Here is a 26,414-nt window from a genome sequence, read left to right as displayed (position 1 = left end):
TCCGCGCCGCGCTCCGCGCCGGACTTCAGGCTGATATCCGCGCCGGACTCCGGGCTGACATCCGCGCCGGACTCCGGGCTGACATCCGCGCCGGACTCCGGGCTGACATCCGCGCCGGACTCCGGCCTGAACTCCGGGCTGAACTCCGGGCGGAGCTCCGGGCGGAGCTCTGCGCCGGACATCGTCGTGGGGCTGGCCTGTGCCGGCAGTCGCGGGGCCCGAGCAGGCCGCCTCACGGGGCCAACTCCACCGGGGTCACTGCTGAGGCACTCAGCTCCCAGCCGGGCAGGGCACCCCATCCGCCGGTGCGTACCGAGACGGTGACCCGCACTCCCCCACCCGCGTCACCGCCTGCGGTTGCCGCACCCTCGACCCGGACGTTCGCGCCGGCCGGTGCCGACGCGGATGCGAGCGCCCGCACCCGGGCCGGATCGTCCCCGCGCGCAGCGGCCCGGCTCGCCACTCGCGCGGCGTCGACGCACCGGATCTGGTCGACTCCCGCCTTGGCTGCCACGAGGCAGAGCGCCAGGACGAGCACGACGGACGGGATGGCGACGGCGAGCTCCGCCGTCACCATCCCGCGCTCGGCGCCGGGTGAGGACCGAGCCCGTCGTGACCTCACCCCGCGATCCCCAGCGCGCTCTGGACGATGCCGGCCAGGGCGCTGCGCACCGCATCGGACTTGACGACCCCGAGCAGGACGAGGGCGAAGGTGCAGGCGGCCATGATGCCCACCGCGTACTCCGCGGTGGTCATCCCCCGGTCTCTGCGCGGGATCGAGGTCGTCAGTCGCGTGAGCTGTCGGGTCAGTCTGTGGCTCAGTCGGTCGGTCATGGGCTTCTCCTTCTCCTGTCCGGGCCGTGGTGCCCGGGACGCTGTGGGCCTCGCGAGTCGAGGTATGACGAGATCGGCGGCCCGGCTTTGCGGTCGAGGTGCGCCGGGCCGGCGGGCCAGGTGGGCAGCGGCTCTGCGGGTTCGCGGGTCGCGACGCCGGTTCAGCCGGTGAGCAGGTCACCGGCCAGGGCGATGACGAGGGGCGCGACCGTCGTGAGGCAGAACGCCGGCAGGAGCACGAGGCCGAGGGGCGCGACGAGTCGCACGCCGACCTTGGCTGCGGACACCTCTAGTCGCTCGAGCTCGGCGGCGCGCAGGTCGTCGGACGCGGCGAGCAGCATCGCCCCGGGCGGCACGCCGGCCTGGTGGGCGATGGCGACGGCACGCGCGGCAGGCGCCCACACCCGCCCGACCGATGCCCAGGCTTCCGGTTCTGCGGCTCCCCAGCGCAGGGCCGTCGCGACCTGGCGCAGGTCGGTCGACGCCCGCCCGGTGAGACCCGCAGCGACTGCCTCGAGGACGTCCCACGTGGGCAGGCCCGAGCGGTAGGCCAAGGCCAGCAGCGCCAGGGCCGACGACACCTGAGCGTCGTCCGCATCGTCGTGGTCCGTGCCTCGACGGCGACCCAGCCGGCGCAGTCCTCTGGGTCGCGGGGACTGCTCGGAGGGCGCGGTCCCCTCACCCGCCCCTGCCGCGCCGCCCGCCCCTGCCGCGCCGCCCGCCACGTCCGCGCGGTCGAGCCCGGTGTCGGGCCGCTGCCGGTCCGACGGGTCAGCGTCAGGGCGGCCTCCGAGCAGGACGAGGACCGCTGCAGCCGCAAGAGCCGCGGCCACGAGGCCGGGAGCCACCGGTCCGTGCAGCGACTGGGCCAGCCAGGTCACATCGGTCAGGCTGGTCGTCCCGGTGACGACGGTCAGTTCGGGCAGCTCGGTGAGGCTCACGGTCGCACCGCCCGCCGGACCATGCGGGTGCACCAGACCCGACCCACCCACACGAGGGCGAGGCCGAGCGCGGCGCAGAAGGTCGCGATCGGTGAGCCGAGGTAGAGCGCGACCGGGTCGATGCCGCAGGCCAGCCCGAACAAGGGACCGGTGAGCGGGAGCAGGGTGAGCACGGTGACCGTCGCGCGAGGTCCCGCAACGGCAACGGCGACCTTGCCGCGGCGGGCTCTCGCGTCGAGCAGGCCGCGGACCGCGCGGTCGACCGCCGAGGCCAGTGGCGCACCGGTGGTCTCGGAGAGACGCCAGGCCGCAGCCACGAGACTGAGCTCCGCCGACGCGCTGCGCTCGGCCCACGCCGCCCAGATCGGCGAGATCGGTTCCGCTCGGTCGCTCGCGTCGAGGAGGGCGCCGACGAGCCGGTCGATGTCGGCACGTGGTGCGGAGCCGACCCAAGCCCCGCCCGCGGGCAGTGCCTCGTACGTCGTGTCGACGTCGTCGAGAACCGGCGTGGAACGCGAGGGCCCGTGCGGCATCGAGCCGGCGGCCGCCCTGCGTGACGGTCGCCACGAGCCTCTGCGAGACGAGGTCCGGTCGCTGCGTCGGGAGCGCCGGTGCCTCGACTCCCGAGCGGCGCGCACACGGTCGGCGCCGAGGGTCGAGGTCGCCGCCAGCTCGATGGCACGCGTCGGAGTCAGACCAGCACCGAGCGCAGGGCCAATGCCTCGCAGCAGGTCGAGGACGTCGTCGACGAGGTCTCCGGGTCGTCGGCGCAGTCGCCACTGGCGGTAGAGGTCGACGGGGTCCTGCTGCCAGAGGCTCGAGGCCGCGTCGTCGGAGGCGCCGCCGGTGTCGGCGCCCGCCCCACGCCTTGCTCCGTGGCCGGCTGAAGCGCACGGCGCCAGGACATCCTCCGCCCCGAGTCCGGCGACGGAAGACCGTGTCGACGCCCGTCCCGGCCACAGCACGACGGCAAGACCGAGGAGCACCGCGGACAGCACGCCGGCGGCGCCGACGTTCACGACGCGCTCCGTGCCGACCGGACCGGCTCCATCGGCGACGAGTCCGGGCTGCCGGGGCCACCCAGCGCCGACGTCCTCGGAGTCGACTCCGACGCAGGTCCCTCCGACTCACAGGGCTGCGCGTCCAACCCGAGCCGTGCTGCGAGCGCGGGCCAACCGGCGCCGGACCGAGGTGGGTGACCGGGCCCGTCCCACTCGAGGGCCGGCACGATGCACGGATCGCCGTCGCGACGGAACAGCGCCGCCACCGAGGCGACGCGTCGCAGCCCGTGGTCGCGGGTGACGTGGACGACGACGTCGATCGCCGCGGCCAGCTGTGACCGGACGGCCTCGGGCGTCAGTCCGGCCAGCGCCCCAAGCGCCTCGAAACGGGCCACCACGTCGGCAGGGGCGTTGGCGTGCACCGTGCCGCACCCTCCTTCGTGACCCGTGTTGAGGGCAGCCAGCAGCTCTCGCACCTCGGCGCCACGGACCTCGCCCACGACGATGCGGTCGGGACGCATGCGCAGGGCCTGCCGCACGAGCGTCGTCAGGGTGACCTCGCCGGCCCCCTCGACGTTGGCCGGTCGGGCCTCGAGCCGGACGAGGTGCGGGTGGTCGACGCTCAGCTCGCGGACGTCCTCGACGACGAGCAGCCGTTCGACGGGGTCGATGCAGCCGAGCAGCGCGGCGAGGAGCGTCGTCTTGCCCGCACCCGTGCCGCCGGAGACGACGAACGCGAGCCGCCGCGCGACCAGTGCCCGGAGGACGGGCTCCCACTCGGGCGGAACCATGTCCCGGGCGCACAGCTCCGACAGGCTCACCGGCTCGCTCGGTGGCACGCGGATGGTGATGTGGGGACCGCCGTCGACGAGGGGTGGCAGCATCGCGTGCAGGCGAGCGCCGGACGGGAGCTGCCCGTCGACCCAGGGACTCGCCTCGTCGAGGCGGCGACCGGCGATACCGGCCAGCCGGACCGCCAGTCCGCGGGCGTCGTCGGGGTCCAGACGCTCGCCCACCGGCTCCATGCCGAGGCCGCGGTCGACCCAGATGCGGCCGTCGCCGTTGACGGCGACGTCGGTGACTCCCGGCTCGGCGAGCCAAGGATCGAGAGGTCCGGCGCCGAGCACTCTCGACGCCAGGGCTGATCGTGTCTCGGCCACGCGGCGAGCGCCGAGGGCGCCTTGCTCCTGCTCGGCCACGGCGCCGACGGCGGTGCCGTCGGGGCCGACGCCGGCCCGGACGCGCTGCCACACGGCTGGGCTCAGGGAGCCACTGGACGACCGTCTGTCAGCGGAAACCGGGTCGGCGCTCATGCGGCGACCGCCTGGTCGGTGAGCCGCAGGAGCAGCTCGTCCGCCGCACGCACCACGTCACCGCGTCCGTGCACGCCGGGCGGCAGCCCCTCGGCCACGTCCGCGACGACGCGCCGGTCGTCCCCGACCGTGGCCACGAGCGGGACGTCGAGCTCGTCCATGACGAGGTCCTCGAGGTCGGCCTCGATGCGACGGCCACGGAGCACGACCCACGGCTCGATCGGGAGCAACGGCTCGGCCTCCCACGGCCGCCCCGCGTCGCGCAGGCGGTGCAGCAGACCGCGCACGCCGGACACCACCGCCGACGCGGCCGCGAGCTGGGGCACCTGCGTGCCGACCACCACCACGACCGCGTCGACGAGGAGCGCGACGGCGTCGAGCACGGCCGGGTCGCGCGGCAGGTCGAGCACCGTCAGGGCATGCGCGTCGGCGAGCCCGGCCACGACGTCCGGCAGCGTCTCGAGCCACCCGTCGACGCCGCCGCGCCCATCGACTTCGTCGACCCCGTAACCCCCGTGGCCCGCGTCCCCTCCGACGACCGCAGCGCCCGCAGCGCCCATAGGTAGGCCCGCAGACAGCCCCCAGCCCCCGTTGCGCCTGCCCGAGAGCACCGGCACGCCGCACGACACGGGCAGCTCGTCGGCGAGGCCCAGGCCGTGGACGACGCCCGACACGTCGGCGAGCTCGGGCCAGCGCCAGCCCAGCTCCTGCTCCAGTCCGAACACGACGTCCAGGCACCCGGCGAGCGGGTCGAGGTCGACGGCCACGACGCTGCGGCCTGCGGCGCACGCACGGACGGCGACCGCGGCGGCCAGGGTCGAGGACCCGACCCCACCGGAGGCGGGCACGAAGGCGATGACGTTTCCCATGCGCCCACCGTCGCCGACCCGCGAGGCCACGCCCACCGGCATACGACCAGCGGTGGACAGACGGCCTCGCCGCCGAGGAGGTGTGGACAACCCCCGCCCCGCACGCAACGAAGGAGCACGAAACAGCCCGGAAAAGAGTGGTGGCCCTCGTCCGGGGGAAGACGAAGGCCACCTCACGAGACTGGCGCCGGGGGGGAGGAGCCAGATCGCGTTGGTGCTCGACCCCTGAGGGGAGCACCACCAACAATGTTGGGCCTTCGGACCCCGGATTGCAAACCGAGATGTCCCGACACGCGGTGATTTCTCGCGCTATGTCACGACACGGGAAATTCGTTCAGATCGGGCCGCGCGACGGGAGATTTTCGCATATAGGGCGGAGGCCCCCCGACCGTCGGTCGGGGGGCCTCCAGAGAAGTTCCGGGCTACCAGGCGTGCATTCTCGAAGTGTCGCCCCGGTTGTGCGCCCGGGGGTGGACTGTTCAAAGTGAACTGCTTCGCGTGGGTACTCGGCCTCTTCTCGAGACTTCTGTCCTACGTGGATCCGGATCTACGCCTCTCGGCGATGTGGTTCCTGACTCCGTTCTACTCCAGACCGTCGGCGTGGCGACACCCCCCACCTGCCCCGCCGACCAAGAAACTGTCCACCCCCGTGGACATCCCGCACGAATCGGCGCATCCGACACCCGGCAGGGCTCAGGTGAGGCGCCCCGCCCGCACGGCGTCGCTGATCCGTCCACCCTCGGCGGCCCCCTGCACCATCGCCTGGCCCGCCTGGGAGAGCCACAGACCGACGCCTGCGGCGCCACCGCTCGCGTATGCCGTGAGCGCACCGAGGTAGGCCGGCCCGCCGTTGCCGACGTGGCCGGCTTCCGGGACGGCGACGCCGGTGGGGTCGAGCCCCAGTGCCTGGACGAGCGCCCGCTCCATGGCTCGCGCGACGAGTCCGTTGCCATGGACGAAGGGGCGGACGGCCGCGATCTCGGCGTGGACGAGGGCCGCGACGACGGCGGCCGGGACCCGGTTGCTGCCGGCGGCGGCGACGATGACGTCGGACAGGGCGCCGAGGCGGGCGGCGACGACAGTGGGCGCGGGAGCAGGCCCGAGGTCGACGAGCTCGGTGCAGTCCTCGTCGCCGATCCTGGGGCGTCCGAGGGCGTCGCCGCTGACGACGGGCGAGGCGGCAGCCACGTGGAGCCGGGCCAAGGCCTGGAGCGGCGCGGTGCGCACGAGGGCGACGACGCGCTCGCTCTCGGCGGTCGCTGCCACGGCTCCCTTGAGCGTGCGCAGCCCGGGGTCGAGGTCCTCGGGCCAGTCGCGGGCGCCGCTCATCAGCTCGCGGACCACGTCGACGGGGAACTCAGCGCCGTCGAGGGCCGCGCTGGCCTGTGCGCCCCGGACCCGCGACTCGGCGGCGGCCTCGGGGATGCGCCGACGCAGCGCCTCGTGGAACCGCAGCTGCGTGCAGGCCTCGCGGGCGGCTTCGGCGCGCTCGCGCACGTCGGGCAGCTCGGTGAGGGCGGCGAGCTGGTCGAGGAGGGCGGTCTGGGCGGGGGTCGCATCGGGCACCGGCCCAGCGTAGGAGCGTCCGCGAGCGCCGACGACGGATCGACAGCCGTGGAGGGCGTGAGTACCCTCACTGACATGAGTTCGACCGTCGCACCGACCCGCGCGTGGTGGCTGCCCAGCTGAGGCGGCCCGTCGAACCAACCCGAGATACGGAGCCGCCCACGGGCGGCTCCTTTGCGTGTGTCCTGACGACGGGACGCGGCACCAGGTCTCTCCCGTGGGCCCCACCACAGGAGAGAGAGACCATGTCCACCATCACGACCACCATCACGACCACCGACACGTCCGCCCCGACCGTCCCGTCCCGAACGCCCGGGTCCGCCGAGGCCGGGGACGCAGACGAGAGCGCCACGTATGCCGTGTCGCGCGACCGCAGCGCGGTGCTCGACGCGCTCATCGACGAGCACGCGAGCGAGGACCCGACGCGCTTCCGGATGCTGACCGGCGACCGACCGACTGGACCGCTGCACATCGGGCACTACCTCGCCAGCCTGCGCAACCGGGTCCGCTTGCAGGACAAGGGAGTCGAGACGTTCGTCGTCATCGCCGACTACCAGGTGATCACGGATCGCGACTCGGTCGGCGAGATCGGCGCGAACGTGCACGGCCTCGTGCTCGACTATCTCGCCGCAGGTCTCGACCCGGCCCGGACGACGATCTTCACCCACAGCGCCGTCCCGGCCCTCAACCAGCTGATGCTGCCCTTCCTGTCGCTCGTCACCGATGCGGAGCTGCGGCGCAACCCGACGGTCAAGGACGAGCTCGCGCTCTCGGGCGGCCGGCCGCTGTCGGGCCTGCTGCTGACCTATCCGGTGCATCAGGCGGCCGACATCCTCTTCTGCCACAGCCGGATCGTGCCGGTCGGCCGCGACCAGCTGCCGCACCTCGAGCTGACCCGCGCCATCGCCCGACGCTTCAACACGAGGTATGCCGCGGGGCAGAGCGTGTTCCCCGAGCCCGAGGCCCTGCTGAGCGAGGTTCCCCTGCTGCTCGGGACGGACGGCACGAAGATGAGCAAGAGCAAGGGCAACGTCATCAACCTGCGCGACACGGCCGACGAGACGGCTGCCCGCATCCGGGCCGCGCGCACCGACTCCGAGCGGCGGATCACCTTCGACCCCAGTGGCCGTCCCGCCGTCGCGAACCTGCTCACCATCGCCGGGCTGCTGCTGGACGAGTCGCCGGAGTCGGTCGCGGACCGCATCGGCGACGGCGGTGCCCAAGGCCTCAAGCGCGTGGTCACCGAGGCGGTCAACGAGACCCTGGCGGAGCACCGGGCGCGGCGGGCCGACCTCGCCCGGGACCCGGCCTACGTCACCTCGGTGCTGCACGAGGGCAACGCGCGCGCCGGCGAGGTGGCCGACCGGACCCTCGCGACGGTGCGGGCGGTGATGGGGATGAGCTACTGAGCCGACCGGTCCGCGAGGGAGGGTCGGCGGGCACGAGAACGCTTGCGGGAGCGACTGATCCGCGCCTCGGCTGCGAGGTCCGCCTTGCGCATGCCCTCCTCGTCGAGCCGCAGGCCCTCCTCACGCCCCGGCGCCGTGCCACCCCGGGACGCCGGCAGCCACCAGCGGTCGGCGTCGTCGCGGGGACGGTCGGGATGGGTCTCGATCGCCTCGTCCAGGAGGGTCTCGAGCCGCGCTCTGAGCTGCTCGGTCACGGCATACGGGTCGGCGTCCGGACCGGGCCGCAACGGCTCGCCGACGAGGATCGTGACGGCGGTCCCCCGGCGCAGGCTGAAGCGGCCGCCCACCGTGAGGATGCGCTGGCTGCCCCAGACCGCCACCGGCACGAGGGGCACGTCGCACCACGCCGCGACCGCCGCGGCGCCGGGTCGGAACGGTCGCAGCTCCCACGAGTGCGAGATCGTCGCCTCGGGGAAGACACCGACGACCTCGCCCGCGCTCGCCCGGGCGACCGCCTGGCGCAGCGCGACCTCACCGTGCGCCCGGTCGACGGGGACGTGGCCCATGGCTCGCATCGCCGGGCCGACGACGGGTGGGTGGAAGACGCCCTGCTTGGCGAGGAAGCGCACGAAGCGGCCCCGCTCGCGGCCGACGAGCCCGACGAAGAGGAAGTCGAGGAAGCCGACGTGGTTGCCGGCGAGCACCGCTCCCCCGTGGGTCGGCAGGTGCTCGGCGCCGCGCACGTCGAGGCGCAGCCCGAGCCCGGCGAAGACGCCACGGGCGGCACGGACGCCGAGGCGGTAGGTCCGGTCGGTCACACCCCATCTTCGTCACGCCGGCCCCGCCCGGATGGGCCGACACACCCGCACCCTGCACTCGAGTGGCCCCGCCGTCCCAGCCGTCTCAGACACCGGGGGTCTGGTGCGGCGGTCCGCCTGTGGCAGGTGGGACGGCGAGGCCACTCGAGGGATCTGAGGTCTGGGGTCTGGGTCAGTCGGAGCCGTGGGCCTCCTCGCGGATCGTGTCGGCGACGATCTGCTCGTCCGTCGGGGTGGAGCGCCGCAGCGAGGGCGTCGTCGGCAGCGGGTTGTCGACCGTCTGGCGCAGGCCGCGCACGCGGTCGTCGATGACGAACTCGGCGCGCGTGAAGGCTTCGGCGCCGGGGGTCGTCACCACCGGGACGCACCGGAACCGCGCCGTCAGCTCCGAGGCCGTGATCGTCGTCGAGACGTAGCCGCGCAGGTTGGTCCAGAAGCGCAGGTTCGGGTTCCACGCCGCCCACGGGTGCTGGCCGGTCGGGCTGTCGTAGCCGTTGCCGCCCGAGGTGATCGAGCTGGTGATGAGCTCGGAGCCGACGACCTCACCGGGAGCGGAGTAGTCGAGGCAGAGGTCCGAGGCCCAGTGCGCGTGCACGTCGCCGGTCAGCACGACGGGGTTGCGCACGCCCGCATCGACCCAGCCCTGGGTGACCCGCTGGCGCGAGGCGCGGTAGCCGTCCCAGGCGTCCATCGAGACGGTCGTCGCCGCGGTGGGGTTGTTGTCCCTCTGGCCGAAGAAGACCTGCTGGCCGAGCAGGTCCCACCGCGCGGTCGAGGCCCGGAAGCCGTCGAGGAGCCACCGCTCCTGCTCCATGCCCGGGAGCGAGCGCGTGGGGTCGTCGGCGGCGGGGCAGTCCTTGTAGCCGTCGCCGCACGCCTGGTCGGAGCGGTACTGCCGGGTGTCGAGCATGTGGAAGTTCGCGAGGCGCCCCCACCGCACCCGGCGGTAGAGGTCGAGGTTCGGGCCGTCAGGCTCCGACGAGCGGCGCAGCGGCATGTTCTCGTAGTAGGCGCGGTAGGCCGCGGCCCGCCGGGGGAGGAACGTCGGGGTCTCCGCGACCTTCTCCGGGATGTCGCCGGCGTAGTTGTTGTCGACCTCGTGGTCGTCCCAGACCGCGAGCCACGGCGCCGCGGCGTGCGCGGCCTGCAGGTCGGGGTCGCTCTTGTACTGCGCGTAGCGCTGGCGGTAGCCGGCGAGAGTCTTCGTCTCGGGGCCGGCATGGTTGCGGCCGACGCCGTTGCCGCCGCCCTCGTACTGGTAGTCGCCCAGGTGCAGGATCAGGTCGGGCCGCTCCTCGGCGAGGCGACCGTAGGCGGTGAAGTAGCCGGCCGGGAGGTTGGAGCACGAGACGAAGGCCATGGCGAGCGCCGAGGGCATCTCGGTCGCACTCGGCGCCGTGACCGCGCGCCCCGCGGGTGAGAGGTGCTTGCCGAGGCGGAAGCGGTAGAAGTACTCACGGCCGGGTCGCAGTCCGCCGACCTCGACGTGCACCGAGTGTGCCCAACCGGGCTGCGCCGCAACGGAACCCGCCTTGACGACGTCGGCGAAACGGTCGTCCGACGCGACCTGCCAGTTCAGCTGGTAGGTCGCGGACGGCATACCACCCAGTCCGTCGGCGGCGAGCGGGTCGAGGGCGAGGCGCGTCCAGATGACGAAGCCGTCGGGCTCGGGGTCGCCGCTCGCGACACCGAGGGTGAACGGGTCGGCGGCGGGGATGACGGCGGCCGCGCTCGGGCGGCTGTCGACGACGAGGCCGGCGCCGGCGAGGGCGACGGTACCGGTGGCGAGGCCACCGCGGATCAGGGTTCGGCGAGAGGGCAGCTGGTGAGTCGTGTCCATGTCGTCCACATTTGCGACTTCGCGCGCAGCCCGGCCCACTTGGCGGAGAACCTCAGGTGAAGCGTTGGGGTGAGAGGGCGTATGCCGTCCGGCCGGCCCGGGCGCTCCGGCGCCGCTACCGCTCGTCCTCGGACTCGGACCGCTCGGCGGGCTACTCGTCGGTAGCGATGAGACCCGCCTCACTCGACCCTTGATGCGCGAACTAGCCTGCGTTTGAGTTGTGCATCAACCACGTCCCCCCGCCGACACGTGCGCGGGCGGCGCGACCGCACCATCGTCGATGCGAAAGGGTGACACCGTGAGCGAAGAGCCGCTCGAGAACCTCGTCAAAGAGGGACAGACCTTCCCACCGCCGCCCGAGTTCGCCGCGCAGGCGAACGGCTCGGCCGACCTCTACGAGAAGGCAGCCGCCGACCACGAGGGCTTCTGGGCCGAGCAGGCCCGCACCTACCTGACGTGGAGCACGCCCTTCACGCAGTCGCTCGACTGGAGCAACCCGCCCTTCGCGAAGTGGTTCGCCGACGGCGAGCTCAACGCGTGCGTCAACGCCGTGGACCGCCACGTCGAGGCCGGCCGCGGCGACAAGGTCGCGATCCACTTCGTCGGCGAGCCCGAGGGCGACACCCGCGACATCACCTACGCCGACCTGCACGCCGAGGTGCAGCGCGCCGCCAACGCCCTCGCCGACCTCGGCGTCAGCAAGGGCGACACCGTCGCGATCTACCTGCCGATGATCCCCGAGGCCGCCGTCGCGATGCTCGCGTGCGCCCGTCTCGGCGCCCCGCACTCGGTCGTCTTCGGCGGCTTCTCCGCCGAGGCATTGCACTCGCGCATCAACGACGCCGAGGCCAAGGTCGTCATCACCTCGGACGGCGGCTACCGCCGCGGCGCACCCTCGGCGCTCAAGCCCGCCGTCGACGCGGCGCTCGACCACGGCGACACGTCGGTCGAGCACGTCCTCGTCGTCAAGCGCACCGGCCAGGACACCGTGTGGAACGACCGCGACGTCTGGTGGCACGAGGCCCTCGAGAAGGCCGCCCCGACCCACGAGGCGCAGGCGTTCGAGGCCGAGCACCCGCTCTTCATCCTCTACACGTCGGGCACGACCGGTAAGCCGAAGGGCATCTTCCACACGACCGGCGGCTACCTGACGCAGGCGGCCTACACCAACGCCGTCGTGCACGACGTCCACCGCGACACCGACGTCTACTGGTGCACCGCCGACATCGGCTGGGTCACCGGGCACTCCTACATCGTCTACGGGCCGCTGACGAACGGCGTCACGCAGGTGATGTACGAGGGCACGCCCGACACCCCCCACCAGGGCCGCTGGTGGGAGATCGTGCAGGACTACAAGGTCACGATCCTCTACACCGCCCCGACCGCCGTGCGCACCTTCATGAAGTGGGGCGCCGACATCCCGGCGAAGTTCGACATGAGCTCGCTGCGCCTGCTCGGTTCGGTCGGCGAGCCGATCAACCCCGAGGCGTGGCTCTGGTACCACAAGCACATCGGCGGCGGCCGCGCCCCGATCGTCGACACGTGGTGGCAGACCGAGACCGGTGCCATCATGATCAGCCCGCTGCCCGGCGTCACGACGCTCGAGCCCGGCTCGGCGCAGAAGCCGATCCCCGGCATCAGCGCCGAGATCCTCGACGACGAGGGCAAGCCGTTCACGACGCCCGAGCAGGTCGGCTACCTCGTGCTGACGAAGCCCTGGCCGGCGATGCTGCGTGGCATCTGGGGCGACCCGGAGCGCTACAAGGAGACGTACTGGTCGCGGTTCGGCGAGAAGTACTACTTCGCCGGCGACGGCGCGAAGTACGACGCCGACGGCAACATCTGGCTGCTCGGCCGCGTCGATGACGTCATGAACGTCTCGGGCCACCGCCTGTCGACGGCCGAGATCGAGTCGGCGCTCGTGTCGCACCCGAAGGTCGCCGAGGCCGCGGTCGTCGGCGCCAACGACGAGACGACCGGTCAGGCCGTGTGCGCGTTCGTCATCCTGCGCCAGGAGTTCGTCGAGGAGGCCGACGAGCCGGGTGAGGGCGGCGACCTCGTCAAGGAGCTGCGCAACCACGTGGCCAAGGAGATCGGCCCGATCGCGAAGCCGCGCTCGATCATGATCGTCAGCGAGCTGCCCAAGACCCGCTCCGGCAAGATCATGCGCCGCCTGCTCCGCGACGTGGCCGAGGGCCGCGAGGTCGGCGACGTGACGACCCTCGCCGACAGCTCGGTCATGGACCTCATCAAGACGGGGATGTCGAGCAGCTGACCGCCTGACCTTCCACGAGCGGTCCCCGACCGCCCGAGCACGTATGCCGCCCGCTTCCCCTCGTGGGGAGGCGGGCGGTGTGCGTGGCGAGCCCACGACAGCGCCTGGCCCTGAGCCCGGGTGCCTGCACACCGCCATCTACAGACATATGGCATCTTTTGCGACTTCAGGACAATGTTTAAATAACTGACTTAATATGATAAATAGTATTCGAAGTGCCTTTTCGTATGTGATGAGACCCCCTTCACAACCATTTCTCCTCCACAATCGAGCAGCGTCGCTACCTTGATGTGCAAAGCGATTGCATAAGCGCAGACAGGGCGATTCCCCTCATGTCGCAAATCCCCCGGTGCGCCCACTTTCGCGCAGAACCATGAGGGTGGAACAAAGGGGAAAGAAATGGAAAAAGCGACAAAACCCACGCGTTTGGTGCCTGCAGTACTCCTAGCTATCACAGCCTGGGCAGCAGGCCCAGTGGCGGCCTCGGCGGCGGACAACACCATCACCGAGATCACGTTCAACAATGTCAGTGCCTCAGTCGTCCTCAACGCTGCTCCCGACTCCTCGAGCGACGTCGACGACGTGACCATCACGCCTGACCACAAGCTCTACCTTCCCGCGTCTGCCAACCCAGCCGCCCTGAGCGGTTGGCTCAAGCTGGGAGACGGCAGCACCAAGGCCTTCACGTCCGCCGACTACACGGTGGCGCCGGTCGCAGGCGGCGGCAAGGACCTGACCTTCACTGACAGTGCCACCACGGTGCACTCGTTCCAGTCGAGCAAGGTGCCGTCCATGTTCATCAAGACGGTGAACGGCCTCCCCTGGATCGAGACGACCCAGGACAACGCGGACGTCGGGGGCGCGATGGCGCTCGTGGGTCCGGACGCGTCTGTCGCGCCGACGTACAACGGCATCCTCAAGGAGATGAAGGGCCGCGGGAACTCCACGTGGATCTATCCGAAGAAGCCGTACCAGATCAAGCTCGACAAGAACACGGAGCTCGCGAGCGGCGCCGGTGCCGCCAAGACCTGGGTCCTCCTCGCGAACTACCTCGACGCCTCGCTGGTGCGCAACGAGCTCAGCTACAACCTCGAGGGCGCTCTGCTCAAGCGGGAGGGGTTGAACGACTACTCGATCAAGGGTCGGATGATCGACCTCTTCATCGACGGCAACTTCCGCGGCTCGTACCTGCTGGCCGAGAAGGTGCAGGTGGGCCCGACCCGCGTTGACATCACCGACCTCGACAAGGCCAACAGCAGCGCGAACCCGGGCCTCGACCTCGGGACGATCGCGCCCACGAAAGCCAGCCTCACCGACTCGCGTTTCGCCGGCCTCAGCGAGGCGCAGTACGTGAACTTCCCGAATGTGGCACCGGACTACACGAAGGGCGGCTACCTGCTGGAGATGGACTTCGTCTCCCGTGCCCGAGAGGAAAAGTCCTATTTCGTCACGAAACGTGGCACGGGATTCACGGTCAAATCCCCCGAAGTGGCGCACCCGGACGAGGTCTCATTCGTAGCGCAGTACATGCAGAAGCTGGAGAATGCCATCTACAGCGACGGGAGCACGTACACCAGCTACATCGACGTGCCCTCGTTCGCCAACTACTACGCCTTGCAGGAGCTCATCGCCAACGACGATGCGTTCAAGTCCAGCACCTTCATGTACCTGAACAACGGCGGCAAGCTGGTCGCCGGACCGGTGTGGGACTGTGACCGCACCCTGGGGGCCCAGACGGGCGCCGCCGACCCGGCCGCCATGCACGTGGCGAGCTTCGGTCGGGCCAAGCCCCAGTGGATCAAGGCCCTCATGGCCCACTCCGACTTCCGGTCGGCAGTCCAGAAGGCCTACCGGGACATGGTGACGCCCGAGGTCAGCTCGATCCTCGCCGGTGACGGTGCCCTCTCGACCTACGCTTCCGAGGTCGCGGACTCCGCGGCACTCAACAAGCTGCGGTGGACGGACAACGGCTCGCGGGTCGTGGTGTCCCCCACCCCCGCGGGTGACATCGCCACGCTGCGCACCTATCTCACGCAGCGCCACGCCGGCATGACGAAGATCATCGGCAACGCGGCCTTCCTCCAGAGGACGCGACTGGCGGACGGCGTCTACACCATCGCCAACGGCAGGCTCAACGTCGATGTGGCGGCCGCCTCCACGCTCAAGGGGGCGAAGGTGCAGCTCTACGCACCGAACACCAGCGAGGCTCAGAAGTTCACGGTCAAGCGAGGGACCGACTCGTACTACACGATCACCAACGTCAACTCCGGCCAGGTGCTTGACCTCGCCGGCGCCGTGGCCGCCAACGGGACCAAGGTCTGGCAGTACCCGGCCAACGGAAGTCGGGCACAGCAGTGGGCCATCGGGACCTATGACGGGGTCAACTTCACCGTGGCCTCGCCACTCGGTGGATCCGAGGCCGCCTATGTCCTGCAGCCCGCCGGGGCCAGCACGACGTCCGGCACGAGCATGCAGGTGTGGGAGGGCAACGGGTCGGCGGCGCAGAAGTTCGGCTTCTCCTCCGCGCTCGTGGAGAACCGTGCCTACACCATCGCCTCCAAGCTCAACAGCAACAAGGTCCTGGAGGTGGCCGGGTCCAGCACGGCCAATGGCGCCAACATCCGCATCTGGGACTCCCTCGGCACCCGCGGACAGCGGTACACGCTGCGCCACCTCTACAGCGACGTCTACCAGGTCCTGACCGGCACGACGTCGGGCAGGGCGGTCGATGTCGCCAGGGGGGCGAAGACCCCGGGCACCAACGTGTGGCAGTGGCAGAGCAACACCACCGCAGCACAGCAGTGGTCCATCCGACCGACCGGAGACGGAGACGGCAGCTACTACCTCGTCTCCAAGCTCAGCGGTCTGTACCTGGACGTCGCCGGGGCCAAGACGACGAACGGGACGAACGTCTGGACGTACACCGGCAACAAGAGCAACGCCCAGAAGTTCTTCATCAAGTAGCACCGAGCACGCGGACCGCCCGCCCCACCCTCGCGGTGGGGCGGGCGGTCTGCGTCCCGGAGGCGCCGCAGACAGGCGCGGGGGCCAGTGCCGGGCCGAGGGAGCACGCGGCACATGCCCGTTTGGGGAATGGTCACCCGGTCGTGATAGTTGGTTGAAGTGTGAAGCAACTACGTATCGTCGTGTCCAGCACCCGCCCCGGCCGCATCGGCCCCAAGGTCGCGGCGTGGGTGGCCTCGCAGGCTCCCGCCTCCGAGTGGGAGGTGGAGCTGCTCGACCTGTCCTCGCTGCCGTTCTTCGACGAGGAGGACATGCCGCGCAACGGCAACTACGCCAAGCCGCACACCAAGGACTGGGCCTCCAAGGTCCTCGAGTCCGACGCGATCGTCGTCGTCACGCCGCAGTACAACCGCAGCTTCCCAGCCCCCATCAAGAACGCCATCGACTACCTCTTCGCCGAGTGGGACGCCAAGCCCATCGCGCTCGTCGGCTACGGGTGGAGCGCCGCGAGCGACGCCACCGCCGATCTGACGAAGGTCCTCCAGCACGTCAAGGCCGACGTCGTCGGCGCGACCGGCCTCGTCTTCACCCAGGACGTCTCCCCCGCCGGCGAGCTCGACGTCACCGACGAGCGCCGGGCCGAGCTCAGCGCGCTGCTCGACGCCCTGGCCGCCAAGGTCGACGAGCCCGTCGGCGCCACCGCCTGACCCCAGCACTCCTCACTCCCCGAGGGCCCCCTCCGGAGCGGCCCCCGTCGTCCTCCGATGGCGTATGCCGCCCTCCCGACCTCGGGTAGGCCGTAACACAGCCCGAGCCTGTGCACGGTCGTCACGGGCGCCGCCTGGACGATGGCCGCGTGCTCATCGCCGCACCGGTCCCGACGGTCGCGGCCTCGGCGGCACCGCTCACCTTCACCGGGTCGGCCTGAAAGCTGCCCGGTGGGTCGTCCGACACCTACAAGGGCTACGCCTTCGAGCTCCGAGGACACCGTCACGATCTGCAGCGGTCGTCGCTCGACACCGCCGATCACGGGCGTCGACGCGCGTGCCGGGTCTGCGGCGTCTTCCCCCCTGCCTGCCGGGTAGCGTTCCGCCACCGGCCGAGCGGATCTCCTCACGGTCCGGACGTGTCTTGGCTGCGCGGCACGCGCGCCCACAAGTGCAGCGACCTCCGACCCCGCAGGTAGGCGACGAGGCCCTCGGCCGAGGCCAGGTTGGTGCGCGTCAGGTAGCGCGCGCCGAGCGCCGCCGACCTGATCGGTCCCGCTGACACCGGGACGGCGCCCCCGACCGCGGCCAAGCCGTAGAAGGCGGTCTGGGCCAGCGTCAGTCCACGCAGAGTGCGCCGGTCCCCGCTGGAACGAGCGACGGCCGCCCAGCCGGCCACCAGCGCGGTACCCATCGAGAAGGGCAGCAGCAACCGCAGGTACTTGTGCGAGACCACCTGCCAGATGACGAGAGGCTGCCCGACCGGGAGGACGGACCGCCAGCGGACCAACGACTGCCAGCGTCCGGCAGTCATGCGCCGGCGGCGGACGACGTCATCCGACATCGAGATCGCCGCGGGCTCCCACGACATCGCGGCGGGCGCATACGCCACCCGGCGGCCCGAGCGTGCGACGTGCATCGCGATGAAGAAGTCGTCGTTGACGAGGTCCTTCGGGAACTCCGGCACGAGGTCCCGTCGGACCGCGAGCAGCTCGCCGACGACGCCGGTGCAGCAACCGAGCAGAGACTCCTGTCGCTTGATGAAGGACTCGTACCTCCAGTAGAGCTTCTCGCCCCCGGACAACGTCGACTCGCCTCCGTCGACGGCCTTCGCACCGGTCACCGCACCCACTCGCGGGTCCGCCAGGGGCCTGACGACCTCGCGCAGGGCATCGGGCGCGTACGAGTTGTTGGCGTCGGAGAAGACCACGACCTCGTGGGTGGCGCAGGCGACGCCTCGCCCCATGGCGGCCGCCTTGCCGCGGCGACGTGGGTCGTGCAGCACCACCACACCGGGCCACGCGTGCCGTCTCGCCTCGACGTCGGTTCCGTCGCTCGACCCGTCGGTCACCACGACGACCTCGAGCAGGTCCTCCGGGTAGTCCAGCTCGCGCAGATTGTCGAGCCGCCTCCCGATGACGTCCCGCTCGTCGAGGGCGGACACGACGACGGACACCGACGGTAGGTCGTCGTCGGCTGCAGTCCCCGCCTGCTGTCGCCGCGCGAGCAGCGCGGCCAGAGCCGGGTAGCCGACATAGGTGTAGGCGGTGAGCGCCACCCCCGTCCACGCGCAGACCGCCGAGAAGCGGCCTGCGTCAGGTGTACGGGGTTCGACGAGTGCGCGTCGGCCAGCCGGTCCGGATCTCGTTGCCTGCATCACGGGCGCACTGTAACCCCGGAAGATCAGCCACAGGACCCGAATCCGCAACTCCATCAATGCATTTCGGGGATGTCCACGCCGAACGCCATGCATTCACCTGATCTCCGGGGAGACCGGCAGATGCTCTACATCATTTGACGTAGCGCATCTACGGCAAGCGTCGGGTTTGCCTGCGCTCTGCCGGCGCGACCCTTCTCTCATCACGGGATCAGAGGAGGTAGCCATGGCTCTCGCACCCGCATTGTCGACGAGGGGCAGGCGCTCACCGCGTGGCCGCCACCGGCGGCCCAGAATGGCTGCGGCGCCACTGCTCCTCAGTCCCGTGGTCACCGTTTCCACCCTCGGACCGTCCGCGCCCCCTGAGGCGGTCCGGGTGGTGGAAACCGCTGCTCCTGATCTCTGCCGCTGGCTGGCCCGGTATCCGGTGCGCCGGCCAGGAGCCGCCCGCAGGTACCTGGTGTGCAAGCGCGCCACGGACATCGTCGTGGTGCTCGTCCTGGCACCGCTGTGGTTCCCGCTGGTCCTCGCTGTCGCTGCGGGCATCATGCTCACGAGCCCCGGCGGTTCCGTGCTCTTCCGCCAGCACCGCACCGGACGGGACCTGCGCCGGTTCGTCATCCTCAAGTTCCGGACCATGGTGCCGAACGCCGAGGAGCTGAAAGCCGAGCTCCAGCACCTGAACCTGCGCACCTGGCCCGACTTCAAGGCGGATCCCGACCCACGGGTCACTGCACTCGGACGCTTGCTCCGGTGCACCAGCCTCGACGAGCTGCCCCAGCTGTTCAACGTCATCCGTGGGGACATGTCACTCGTGGGGCCTCGTCCCACCAGCCTTCGCCCGGAGGCCTACGAGCCATGGCAGCTCGAGCGCTTCCGGGGGCCGGCCGGGCTGACCGGCGTCTGGCAGGTGTCCGGCCGAGCGCACCCGTCATTCGTCCAGCGCGTCCATCTGGACCTGGCCTACCTCGAGCGGGCCTGCTGGCGCCTCGACATGGAGATCCTGCTCCGCACCGTCCCGCAGCTGGTGATGCGGAAGGGCGCGTGACCACGCGTGACGTGCCGCCTCGACCGGTCGCTCGGCACGTCGCTCCCGGCTCGGCACCCGCGACCACGCTCAACACGACAGGAGAAACCATGTTCAAGGCAGTCGTCACCGGTGCAGCCGGTTTCATCGGCAGCACCCTGTGCCGGGCGCTCCTGGCAGAGGACGTCGAGGTCGTCGGCATCGACAAGTTCACCCCGTACTACTGGCCACAGCGGAAGTGGCGCAACATCGCCGACCTGCAGATGAACCCCCGGTTCACCCTGGTCCATGACGACCTCGCGACCGCGGACCTCGTCTCGCTGTACGGTGACGCGACGGTCGTCTTCCACCTCGCAGGACAGCCGGGGGTCCGGACGAGCTGGTCGACGGGCTTCGACGAGTACGTCACCGAGAACGTGCTCGCCACCCAATGCGTCCTCGAGGCGGCTCGGGAGCACGGCGACGTGAGGGTGGTGTATGCGTCGAGCTCCTCCGTGTACGGCAACGCCGAGCGCTACCCGTGCCGCGAGACGGATCGCCCCGCGCCGTTCAGCCCTTACGGGGTGACCAAGCTGGCGGGCGAGCACCTCGCGGTGCTCTACGCCAGGAACTACGGCGTCTCGACCGTCTCCCTCCGGTTCTTCACCGTCTACGGACCCAGCCAGCGTCCCGAGATGGCCATCGCGCAGATGATCGACGCGGCGCTCAAGGGAAACACCTTCAACCTCTTCGCTGCTCGCGGAGCCGTGCGTGACTTCACCTACGTCGACGACATCGTGCGCGCGGTCATCCTCGCCGGGCGCACACCGGACCTTCCGCCCGGTCTGGTCCTCAACGTGTGCGGCGGTGAGCCCGCGACGATGATCGACGTCCTCGAATACGTGCACGGCATCGTGGGCGAGGACATCCCGGTGGACCTGTCTCCGGCCATGCCGGGAGACGTCCTGCGCACGGGTGGGGACAACCGCCTGGCACGCGAGGCGCTGGGCTGGCGGCCGACGACCCGCCTGTTCGACGGCGTCCTGCAGCAGGTCCTCTGGCGTGCCAGCGAGCTGGGCCTCAGCACTCCACGTCTGGACGGCTGGATGTCCGAGCCCGTGCGTCCCCTGCGCACCGCCCCCGTGGCGGCCCTCGCCGAGCCCGCGGTCTGAAGCCGGCCGTGCCGACCGACCCGCCACGGAGTGGAGCGCTGCTCGTCGACCTGGCCCGGCACAGCGGCGGGGCGGAGACGCGAGTGGTCGACACCGCCCGAGGACTGGCGCAGGCGGGCGTTCCGGTCACGGTCGTCTGCCTCACCGGGAGTCCACTGGCCGATGCGCTGGCCGGCGCCGGCGTGCCGGCTTCCGGGGTGGCACGGTCGAAGTGGGATCCCCGGCTCGTCCCCGCGCTCAGGAAGCTGCTCCTGAGCAGGCCCAACTGGGTGGTGGACGCGCACAACGCCCAGTCGCAGCTCGCCGTCCACCTCGCGGGGGGCCCTCACCGTCCAGGCAAACGCCGGGTCGCGACCGTCCACAGTGAGTACGACCTCTCCGAACGGCGGCTCCTCGGTGTGTCCGTGCACGAGATGGTCCTGCGTCGATCGATCCGGGCCGGATGGGGGCTGGTGGCCGTGACCACGAGCGTGCGGTCCGACCTCGAGCGCCTGGGCGCCGGACGTTCCGACGTCCACGTGGTCTGGAGCGGGATCGCTCCCCGCAGGAGCGGCTCCATGGTTCAGCGCCGTGCCCTGCGTCGGGACATCGGCGTCGGCGACGGAGACTTCGTCGTGCTGTCCGTCGGCCGCCTCGTCACGGTCAAGAACGTCGGAATGGCCGTGCGGGCAGTCGCGCTCCTGCACGAGCGCCTGCCCCGGGCCCGGCTCGTCGTCGTCGGGGACGGTCCGGAGCGGCAGGCCCTGGAGCAGCTCGCTCGTCAGCACGCCGGCCCTCCGGACCTCGTCCGGTTCCTCGGCAGACGGGATGACGTCGCCGAGCTCCTCGCGTCCAGCGACGCCCTCACCATCACGTCCCTGACCGAGGGGCTTCCGTACGTGCTGCTCGAGGCGGCCGCCGCCGGGACACCGGTCGTCAGCACGTCGGTCGGTGCCATCCCCGAGGCCTTCGGTCCCAGCGCAGCGGTGCTGCTCCCGCCACGGGTCGAGACCCAGCCCGACGGGGCGTCGATCCTCGCAGGCGAGCTGTTGACGCTGGCACTCCGTCCCGAGTTGGGGCAGGGAGTGGCGGCTCGGGCCGCGGCCGTGCAGCACCGCCGGTTCCACGTCGAGTCGATGATCGCCGACACCATCACCGCCTATGGTCTCGCCCCGCTCAGGGCCAGGCTGACGGCCTCCGAAGCAAGACACGAGGGAACCTCAGAGGGAGTGGTGAGCTCACCATGACGAGCAGACAGCCCGAGCACCTTCCGGTCGGACCCCGGCGCGCTCCTCTCGACCCGTCCGGGCACCAGTCCCACCTCTACGACGGGGGTCAGGGTGGAGAGTTCGCCCCGGACTCCTACCTGTCACTGCCCGGTCGCGGCCTCAGCCCCCAGCACGGCGAGAATGCGCCACGCCCGAGCGCCCGTCGTGATGTCGGCATGTCGGGGCGTCTCGTGGTGTGGACTCTCGGCCGCTTCTGGTGGCTCGTCCTCGTCGCGAGCCTCACCGCCGCAGCGGCCACGGTTGCGGGGCTCGGCTCGATCGGTCCGACCTACGAGTCCGAGGCACAGATCCTCGTCGGGCAGCTCAGCGGGTCCACCGACTCGCTGCGCGCGTCCGCCTCGCTCGGGCAGACGTACGCGGACGCGCTCGGGTCCGAAGCAGTGCTGCGCCGCCTCCGGCAGGCCGGCTTCCCGGCAGCGACCCATGAGCAGCTGCTCGAGGCCATCGAGGTGACCTTCAACGACAAGGCTCGCATTCTCAGCATCCGCACGACCTGGCCCGACGCAGCGTCGGCGCGGCAGCTGACCAGCCTCATGGTCGACGAGGTGCTGCGGCTGCAGGACCAGGCACCGGCCACGTCCGCTGTACCGGACCCGACGGCGGACGTCCAGGCGCAGGAGAACACGCGACGCGCGAGCGGAGCACTCACCCTGATCCAGCCGGCACCTCTGCCGGACCGTCCCGTCGACAGCCCGAAGGCAGCTGTAGCGATGCTTGCTGCCGTCGCTGCCGGTGGACTCGTCTTCACCCTGTTGTGCTTCTGGGTCGCTCGACGTGAGCGCCACTGTGCGAGGGCGCGGCGCGGACTCTCGCCCGACCACTACCTGGGCAGCGTCGGCGTGGCCCGTCGCCCTCGCGGGATGCACGCCTCGCCGGCGTCCGTCGCTCCGCGTCGCCTGACGAGGGAGTACGCGGAGATCGCCGCCAGGATCGAGATCCGTTCGCCCGCAACACCTCTCGGCTCCATCTGCATCGTCGGCACCAGAGGTGGCCGCGTGACCGCCGACGTCGCACTGAACCTCGCAACCGCGTTCGCGACGCCGGCGCGTCGAGCCACTCTCGTCGACCCCGCTGACAGCATCCACGCTGTGCGCCTCACCCGACCCCATGTGTCGGTCGTCCAGGTCGCCAGCCCTCAGGACGAGAGCCGGCTCGCCGAACGCCTGCTCGGGATGACGGACACCCGGGGGGACGAGCTGCTCGTCCTCGCCCTGCCGTCGCTGGTCTCCGCCCTGGCGGGGCCCTGGTGGCTCAGCTCCACCGATGCTGTCATCCTCCTCGCTGAGTACGACGACCCGGCGCTCGAGGTCGATCTGGCCGACTCGATGGACGCGATCACCCGACGTGGCGGCCGTCTGCTCGGAGTGGTGCTCGTCCGCGACGAGAGGATCATCCGCAGGCTGCTGACTCCGCCCGAGAGGATCACCAGCCCGTGAACCTGCTGAGAGGCCTGACCCAGCCGCGCCGGCTGGCTGCCACGGGGTGGCTGCCGGCGAGCCCCGTGGCGCCGCGGCTTCTCGAGGCTTCCAGAGGGGGTGGCCGACCGTGACCGCTGCCCCCGCCGCGGACGTCGCGCTCGCGTTCGTGCTCATGTCGGTGGCGCTGCTCGTGCTGGCGCTCGCGCTGACGGGTCCCCACTGGGTGACCGCGGCGGCGGCGGGCCTGCTCTTCCTCAACGTCGGGGTGCTGGCGGCGACGGCAGGAGGCCCGTCGGTCCTGCCGACGTTGCCCTACCTGCTCCTCCTGCTGCCCGCCTTCCACCAGATCGTCGTCAACAGGGCACCGGTGATCTGGGGTTGGCCGATGACGGCCATGTGCCTCTTCGTTCTGGTCGCCGTCCTGTCGACCGTGCTGTCCTACCGTCCCGGCGACAGCTTTCCGACCCTCGTGCAGTGGCTGCTGGAGGGTGTGGTGTTCTTCTTCGCCCTGACCAACAGCATCCGGTCGGTGACGACGTTGCGACGCTGCGTCCAGGCCGTCGTCGCGGCCGGGGCGGTGGTTGGGTTCTTCGTGGCGTGGCAGCAGCACCGAGGCGACTTCTACAACACCTTCTACGGGCTGGCTCAGGTCTCGGCGCCCTACGACATCACGTCGTCCTCGTCCTCGGTGCTCGCCGACGAGCTGGTCGGGGGCAGCTTCCGTGCGGCCGGGATGATCGGTGAGCCCAACTTCTTCGCGATGGTGATGACCGCGCTCACTCCGTGGGCGGCATACCTCGTCGTGACGGCACGGAACCGCTTGTGGCGTCTGGTCTGGATGGGGGCAGGGGCCCTGATCGCCTATTCGGTGGTCGTGTCCTACTCACGGGGGGCGTTCATGGCAGCCGTCGGGGTGCTCGTCATGCTGTCGGTCCTCGGCGTGCTCCCGCGCCGCACCTTGGCCTACCTGGGCGTCGCGGGAGCGATCGCACTGGCGACCGTCCCGAGTCTTGCCGGTCGCCTGTCGACCCTCGGCGCCGTCGTGGACGGCGGGGCCGGAGAGGAGGCGTCGGCTGCCGGACGGCTCTCGGAGGTGCAGGCGGCGTGGGACGTGTTCACGGGACACCCGCTGCTGGGTGTCGGCCCGGGACAGTTCCCGCTCTACTTCCAGCGCTACAGTGGCCTCGCTGGTGGGAGCGTTCACAGCGGCGAGGGCTCCCGCAACGCCCACAACATCGTCCTCGGCCTGGCTGCCGACGTGGGGCTGCTCGGCCTGGCCGCCTTCGCCCTGCTCGTGGGCGTGATCGTCGTCGGTCTGGTCCACGCACGACGTCACGTGCAGCTCCGTGGCGTCGCAACGGCCGCTCTCGTGTCGCTGTGCCTCTACCTCGCCTGCAGTGCCCTGCTGCACCTTGCCTATGCCCGCTACCTCTGGCTCTACCTGGCCCTGTCGACTGCGGTCATCGGGCTGGCGAGAAGCACGGGCGAGGAGCCGGTGGGAGACGTGCGTGCGAAGCGGACTCCGAGGGACCTCCGACGCCTCACGCTGGACCGGCCATGAGGGACGCCGACACGGGGACGGCTTCACCGACGACCGCATCGACCACCACTGCGATCCGGGGTTCCTCGCTGCTGCTCGTCGGCCGACTGCTCGCGATAGCCGCGGGGATCGTCGTGCAGGTGCTCGTCGTGCGCCACCTGTCGCAGGAGGCGTTCGGCGCCTTCGCGTACTGCATCTCGGTGACGACCTTCCTCACCATCTTCGTCTCCCTCGGCATGGAACAGACGATGTCGCGCTTCACGGCGATCTACGACGAGAGGGGACAACACGACCGGCTGGCCGGCGCCTTGCTGTTCTACATCGCGGTGGTGCTGGTCATCTCCGGAGTCACCGTGGTTGTCGTCGTTCTCGGGCGTGACCAGCTGGCCGGGACCGTCATCCACGACCGCACGAGTGCCGAGCTCCTTGCCGTCATGGTCTTGCTGGCGCCCCTCCAGGCGCTGGACACGCTGAGCAGCACGCTCTTCGCCGTTCATGGTCGTCCGGACGCCATCTTCTGGCGCCGCTACGTCATCACGCCGGTGCTCCGGATCGGTGTCGTGATGGTCATGCTCGCCATGGACGCCTCGGTGATCGTGCTCGGGGTCGGCTACGTCGTCGCGGCCGGAGTGGGCCTGCTCGTCTACGCCCCGCAGGTGTGGCGTCTGCTGCGGCAGCACGGCGTCATCGCGCGTGGTCTCCGGCCGGTCCTGCCGGCGGGAGAGCTGCTCCGCTTCACCGGAACCGCGGTCGTCGCCGACCTGCTCGCGATCGTCCTGTTCGCCTCGGACGCCATCATCGTCGGCTGGATCTCCGGTGCGGCCGGCGTGGCTGTGCTCCAGGCCACGCAGCCACTCGCCAGCGGCAACCTCGTCATCTTCTACGCCCTCATCCCCGTGTTCCTCCCTGCAGCGTCCCGCCTCTTCGCGAGCGGCGCCCCGGGGCGGGCACAGGAGCTGTATGCCACCTGCTCCGTGTGGATCGCCGTGTTCACCTTCCCCGTGGCCGCGCTCACGATCGGGTGTGCGTCCACGGTGACGGAGACGTTGTTCGGCGAGAGATATGCCGCTGCCGGACCCGTGCTGTGCACCATGGCAGTCGGGCAGTACCTGCTGGCCGTCTTCGGCCTGAGTGGGCTGACCCTCAAGGCGCACGGCGTGCTGCGCAACCTGGCCGTGGCCAGCGTCGTCGTGACCGTGGTGAACGTCGCCGGCAACATCCTGCTCGTCGAGCGCCTCGGCCCGCTCGGCGCGGCGATCGGCACGACCGCGGCCATCACGCTGCTGACGATCGTCAGGTGCCTCGTCGTGCGCCACGACCTGGGAGTGTGGCCGATTGACCGGCGACTGTGCCGGGGCCTGCTGCGCATCCTCGCTTTGGGGACGGTCGTCGCAACGCCCAACCTGCTGTTCGAGCCGTCCCTGGCCGCCGACGTGGCCATCGTCGCAGCCGCTTCCATGGCCCTGCTCTGGAGCAGCAGGCGCGACCTGCGTGTCCTCGACGTCTTCCCGGAGGCCGGACGACTGCGTCTGCTGCGGGTCCTGCTCCAGGCGCGGTGACGCGTGCCCCGACCTGCCGTGCGGCTGCTGGTCCTCCTCGGGGGACTGGCGGTGGCCGTGGTTCCTACGCTGAGCGCGTGCCAGAGCGGATCTGGTCCGGAGCGCTCGACGGGGGCGGCGTCCTCGCCGGCCTCGGCCGGGCCGGCCCGCTGCACCGACACGCGACCGTACCCCGCCTCACCCTGGAACACCCCCATCGGGTCGTCGCCGACCATCGACGCCCGCACCCCCGCCTACCAGAAGGCCCTCACCGCCAC

At 70.9% G+C, this 26,414-nt stretch carries 21 protein-coding genes and 1 pseudogene; 11 read left to right on the top strand and 11 right to left on the bottom strand.

Annotated features, from left to right (window positions below; genetic code table 11):
• The 8 genes and pseudogenes from IEY30_RS21885 to IEY30_RS10580 form a co-directional block, all read right to left on the bottom strand.
• Positions 1–182, bottom strand: a pseudogene (locus IEY30_RS21885) (hypothetical protein); the annotation flags it as partial.
• A gap of 50 nt (positions 183–232) precedes the next feature.
• Positions 233–622 (bottom strand): TadE family type IV pilus minor pilin, encoded by a 390-nt coding sequence (locus IEY30_RS10610; protein ID WP_229674947.1) that lies wholly within the window; start codon positions 620–622, stop codon positions 233–235.
• Positions 619–834 (bottom strand): DUF4244 domain-containing protein, encoded by a 216-nt coding sequence (locus IEY30_RS10605; protein WP_030195294.1) that lies wholly within the window; start codon positions 832–834, stop codon positions 619–621. Before IEY30_RS10605 ends, IEY30_RS10610 begins: the two co-directional genes overlap by 4 nt.
• 161 nt (positions 835–995) lie before the next feature.
• Positions 996–1,775 (bottom strand): type II secretion system F family protein, encoded by a 780-nt coding sequence (locus IEY30_RS10600; protein ID WP_162180989.1) that lies wholly within the window; start codon positions 1,773–1,775, stop codon positions 996–998.
• The gene (locus tag IEY30_RS10595; RefSeq protein ID WP_052358385.1) at positions 1,772–2,794 is read right to left on the bottom strand and encodes a type II secretion system F family protein; all 1,023 of its coding nucleotides are present in this window, start codon (positions 2,792–2,794) and stop codon (positions 1,772–1,774) included. Before IEY30_RS10595 ends, IEY30_RS10600 begins: the two co-directional genes overlap by 4 nt.
• Entirely contained in the window at positions 2,791–4,029 is a 1,239-nt protein-coding gene (locus IEY30_RS10590; RefSeq protein WP_229674946.1) for a TadA family conjugal transfer-associated ATPase, read from the bottom strand. Before IEY30_RS10590 ends, IEY30_RS10595 begins: the two co-directional genes overlap by 4 nt.
• Before the next feature lie 56 nt (positions 4,030–4,085).
• Complete coding sequence (locus IEY30_RS10585) at positions 4,086–4,958, bottom strand: CpaE-like family protein (protein WP_156035170.1); 873 nt, start codon at positions 4,956–4,958, stop codon at positions 4,086–4,088.
• 693 nt (positions 4,959–5,651) lie between these two features.
• A complete protein-coding gene (locus IEY30_RS10580; RefSeq protein WP_030195280.1) occupies positions 5,652–6,524 on the bottom strand; it encodes a Fic family protein in 873 nt (290 codons plus the stop codon).
• Positions 6,525–6,769: 245 nt separating this feature from the next.
• Between IEY30_RS10580 and trpS the strand changes: the two genes are divergently transcribed.
• On the top strand, positions 6,770–7,933 hold the full coding sequence (gene trpS / locus IEY30_RS10575) for a tryptophan--tRNA ligase (protein ID WP_030195278.1): 1,164 nt from the start codon (positions 6,770–6,772) through the stop codon (positions 7,931–7,933).
• Here the strand turns inward: trpS and IEY30_RS10570 are convergent.
• Both IEY30_RS10570 and IEY30_RS10565 read right to left on the bottom strand, forming a co-directional pair.
• Positions 7,927–8,751 carry a lysophospholipid acyltransferase family protein gene (locus IEY30_RS10570; protein ID WP_081920378.1) on the bottom strand — a complete coding sequence of 275 codons (825 nt, stop codon included), beginning with the start codon at positions 8,749–8,751 and terminating at the stop codon, positions 7,927–7,929. The genes trpS and IEY30_RS10570 overlap by 7 nt on opposite strands.
• 172 nt (positions 8,752–8,923) lie before the next feature.
• Positions 8,924–10,591: an alkaline phosphatase D family protein gene (locus IEY30_RS10565; RefSeq protein WP_030195274.1), complete on the bottom strand. Its 1,668-nt coding sequence runs from the start codon at positions 10,589–10,591 to the stop codon at positions 8,924–8,926.
• A gap of 280 nt (positions 10,592–10,871) precedes the next feature.
• Between IEY30_RS10565 and acs the strand changes: the two genes are divergently transcribed.
• The 3 genes from acs to IEY30_RS10550 all read left to right on the top strand — a co-directional run bounded on the left by acs (position 10,872) and on the right by IEY30_RS10550 (position 16,537).
• Entirely contained in the window at positions 10,872–12,866 is a 1,995-nt protein-coding gene (gene acs, locus IEY30_RS10560; RefSeq protein WP_030195271.1) for an acetate--CoA ligase, read from the top strand.
• A 474-nt stretch (positions 12,867–13,340) separates the two neighbouring features.
• Entirely contained in the window at positions 13,341–15,830 is a 2,490-nt protein-coding gene (locus tag IEY30_RS10555; RefSeq protein ID WP_030195268.1) for an RICIN domain-containing protein, read from the top strand.
• 182 nt (positions 15,831–16,012) lie between these two features.
• Complete coding sequence (locus tag IEY30_RS10550) at positions 16,013–16,537, top strand: NADPH-dependent FMN reductase (RefSeq protein WP_052358384.1); 525 nt, start codon at positions 16,013–16,015, stop codon at positions 16,535–16,537.
• A 406-nt stretch (positions 16,538–16,943) separates the two neighbouring features.
• Here the strand turns inward: IEY30_RS10550 and IEY30_RS10545 are convergent, their stop codons facing one another.
• Complete coding sequence (locus IEY30_RS10545; RefSeq protein WP_030195263.1) at positions 16,944–18,095, bottom strand: glycosyltransferase family 2 protein; 1,152 nt, start codon at positions 18,093–18,095, stop codon at positions 16,944–16,946.
• A 559-nt stretch (positions 18,096–18,654) separates the two neighbouring features.
• Here IEY30_RS10545 and IEY30_RS10540 point away from each other — a divergent pair.
• From IEY30_RS10540 to IEY30_RS21880, 7 genes are all read left to right on the top strand, one after another.
• Positions 18,655–19,242, top strand: a complete 588-nt coding sequence (locus IEY30_RS10540; RefSeq protein ID WP_229674945.1) for a sugar transferase — start codon at positions 18,655–18,657, stop codon at positions 19,240–19,242.
• An 89-nt stretch (positions 19,243–19,331) separates the two neighbouring features.
• Positions 19,332–20,372: an NAD-dependent epimerase/dehydratase family protein gene (locus IEY30_RS10535; RefSeq protein WP_081920374.1), complete on the top strand. Its 1,041-nt coding sequence runs from the start codon at positions 19,332–19,334 to the stop codon at positions 20,370–20,372.
• Between the two features lie 8 nt (positions 20,373–20,380).
• Positions 20,381–21,598, top strand: coding sequence for a glycosyltransferase family 4 protein (locus IEY30_RS10530; protein WP_081920373.1), 1,218 nt, complete (start codon positions 20,381–20,383; stop codon positions 21,596–21,598).
• Positions 21,595–23,076, top strand: a complete 1,482-nt coding sequence (locus IEY30_RS10525; RefSeq protein ID WP_156035168.1) for a YveK family protein — start codon at positions 21,595–21,597, stop codon at positions 23,074–23,076. The genes IEY30_RS10530 and IEY30_RS10525 overlap by 4 nt, the downstream gene beginning before the upstream one ends.
• Before the next feature lie 109 nt (positions 23,077–23,185).
• Positions 23,186–24,619 (top strand): O-antigen ligase family protein, encoded by a 1,434-nt coding sequence (locus IEY30_RS10520; RefSeq protein WP_030195251.1) that lies wholly within the window; start codon positions 23,186–23,188, stop codon positions 24,617–24,619.
• Positions 24,616–26,157 (top strand): oligosaccharide flippase family protein, encoded by a 1,542-nt coding sequence (locus IEY30_RS10515; RefSeq protein WP_030195249.1) that lies wholly within the window; start codon positions 24,616–24,618, stop codon positions 26,155–26,157. The genes IEY30_RS10520 and IEY30_RS10515 overlap by 4 nt, the downstream gene beginning before the upstream one ends.
• 3 nt (positions 26,158–26,160) lie before the next feature.
• Positions 26,161–26,414: hypothetical protein (locus IEY30_RS21880; protein ID WP_373286695.1), on the top strand; the 254-nt coding region annotated here is incomplete at its 3' end.

Source organism: Terrabacter tumescens (assembly GCF_014646815.1).
Classification (GTDB): domain Bacteria; phylum Actinomycetota; class Actinomycetes; order Actinomycetales; family Dermatophilaceae; genus Terrabacter; species Terrabacter tumescens.
This window is presented reverse-complemented; position numbering and strand designations above follow the sequence as displayed.

Bases quoted from the DNA above. Each gene is read 5' to 3' on its own strand.
- IEY30_RS10605 (WP_030195294.1), bottom strand. From the start codon at position 834: ATGACCGACCGACTGAGCCACAGACTGACCCGACAGCTCACGCGACTG.
- IEY30_RS10585 (WP_156035170.1), bottom strand. From the start codon at position 4,958: ATGGGAAACGTCATCGCCTTCGTGCCCGCCTCCGGTGGGGTCGGGTCC.
- trpS (WP_030195278.1), top strand. From the start codon at position 6,770: ATGTCCACCATCACGACCACCATCACGACCACCGACACGTCCGCCCCG.
- IEY30_RS10565 (WP_030195274.1), bottom strand. From the start codon at position 10,591: ATGGACACGACTCACCAGCTGCCCTCTCGCCGAACCCTGATCCGCGGT.
- acs (WP_030195271.1), top strand. From the start codon at position 10,872: ATGCGAAAGGGTGACACCGTGAGCGAAGAGCCGCTCGAGAACCTCGTC.
- IEY30_RS10535 (WP_081920374.1), top strand. From the start codon at position 19,332: ATGTTCAAGGCAGTCGTCACCGGTGCAGCCGGTTTCATCGGCAGCACC.
- IEY30_RS10525 (WP_156035168.1), top strand. From the start codon at position 21,595: ATGACGAGCAGACAGCCCGAGCACCTTCCGGTCGGACCCCGGCGCGCT.
- IEY30_RS10515 (WP_030195249.1), top strand. From the start codon at position 24,616: ATGAGGGACGCCGACACGGGGACGGCTTCACCGACGACCGCATCGACC.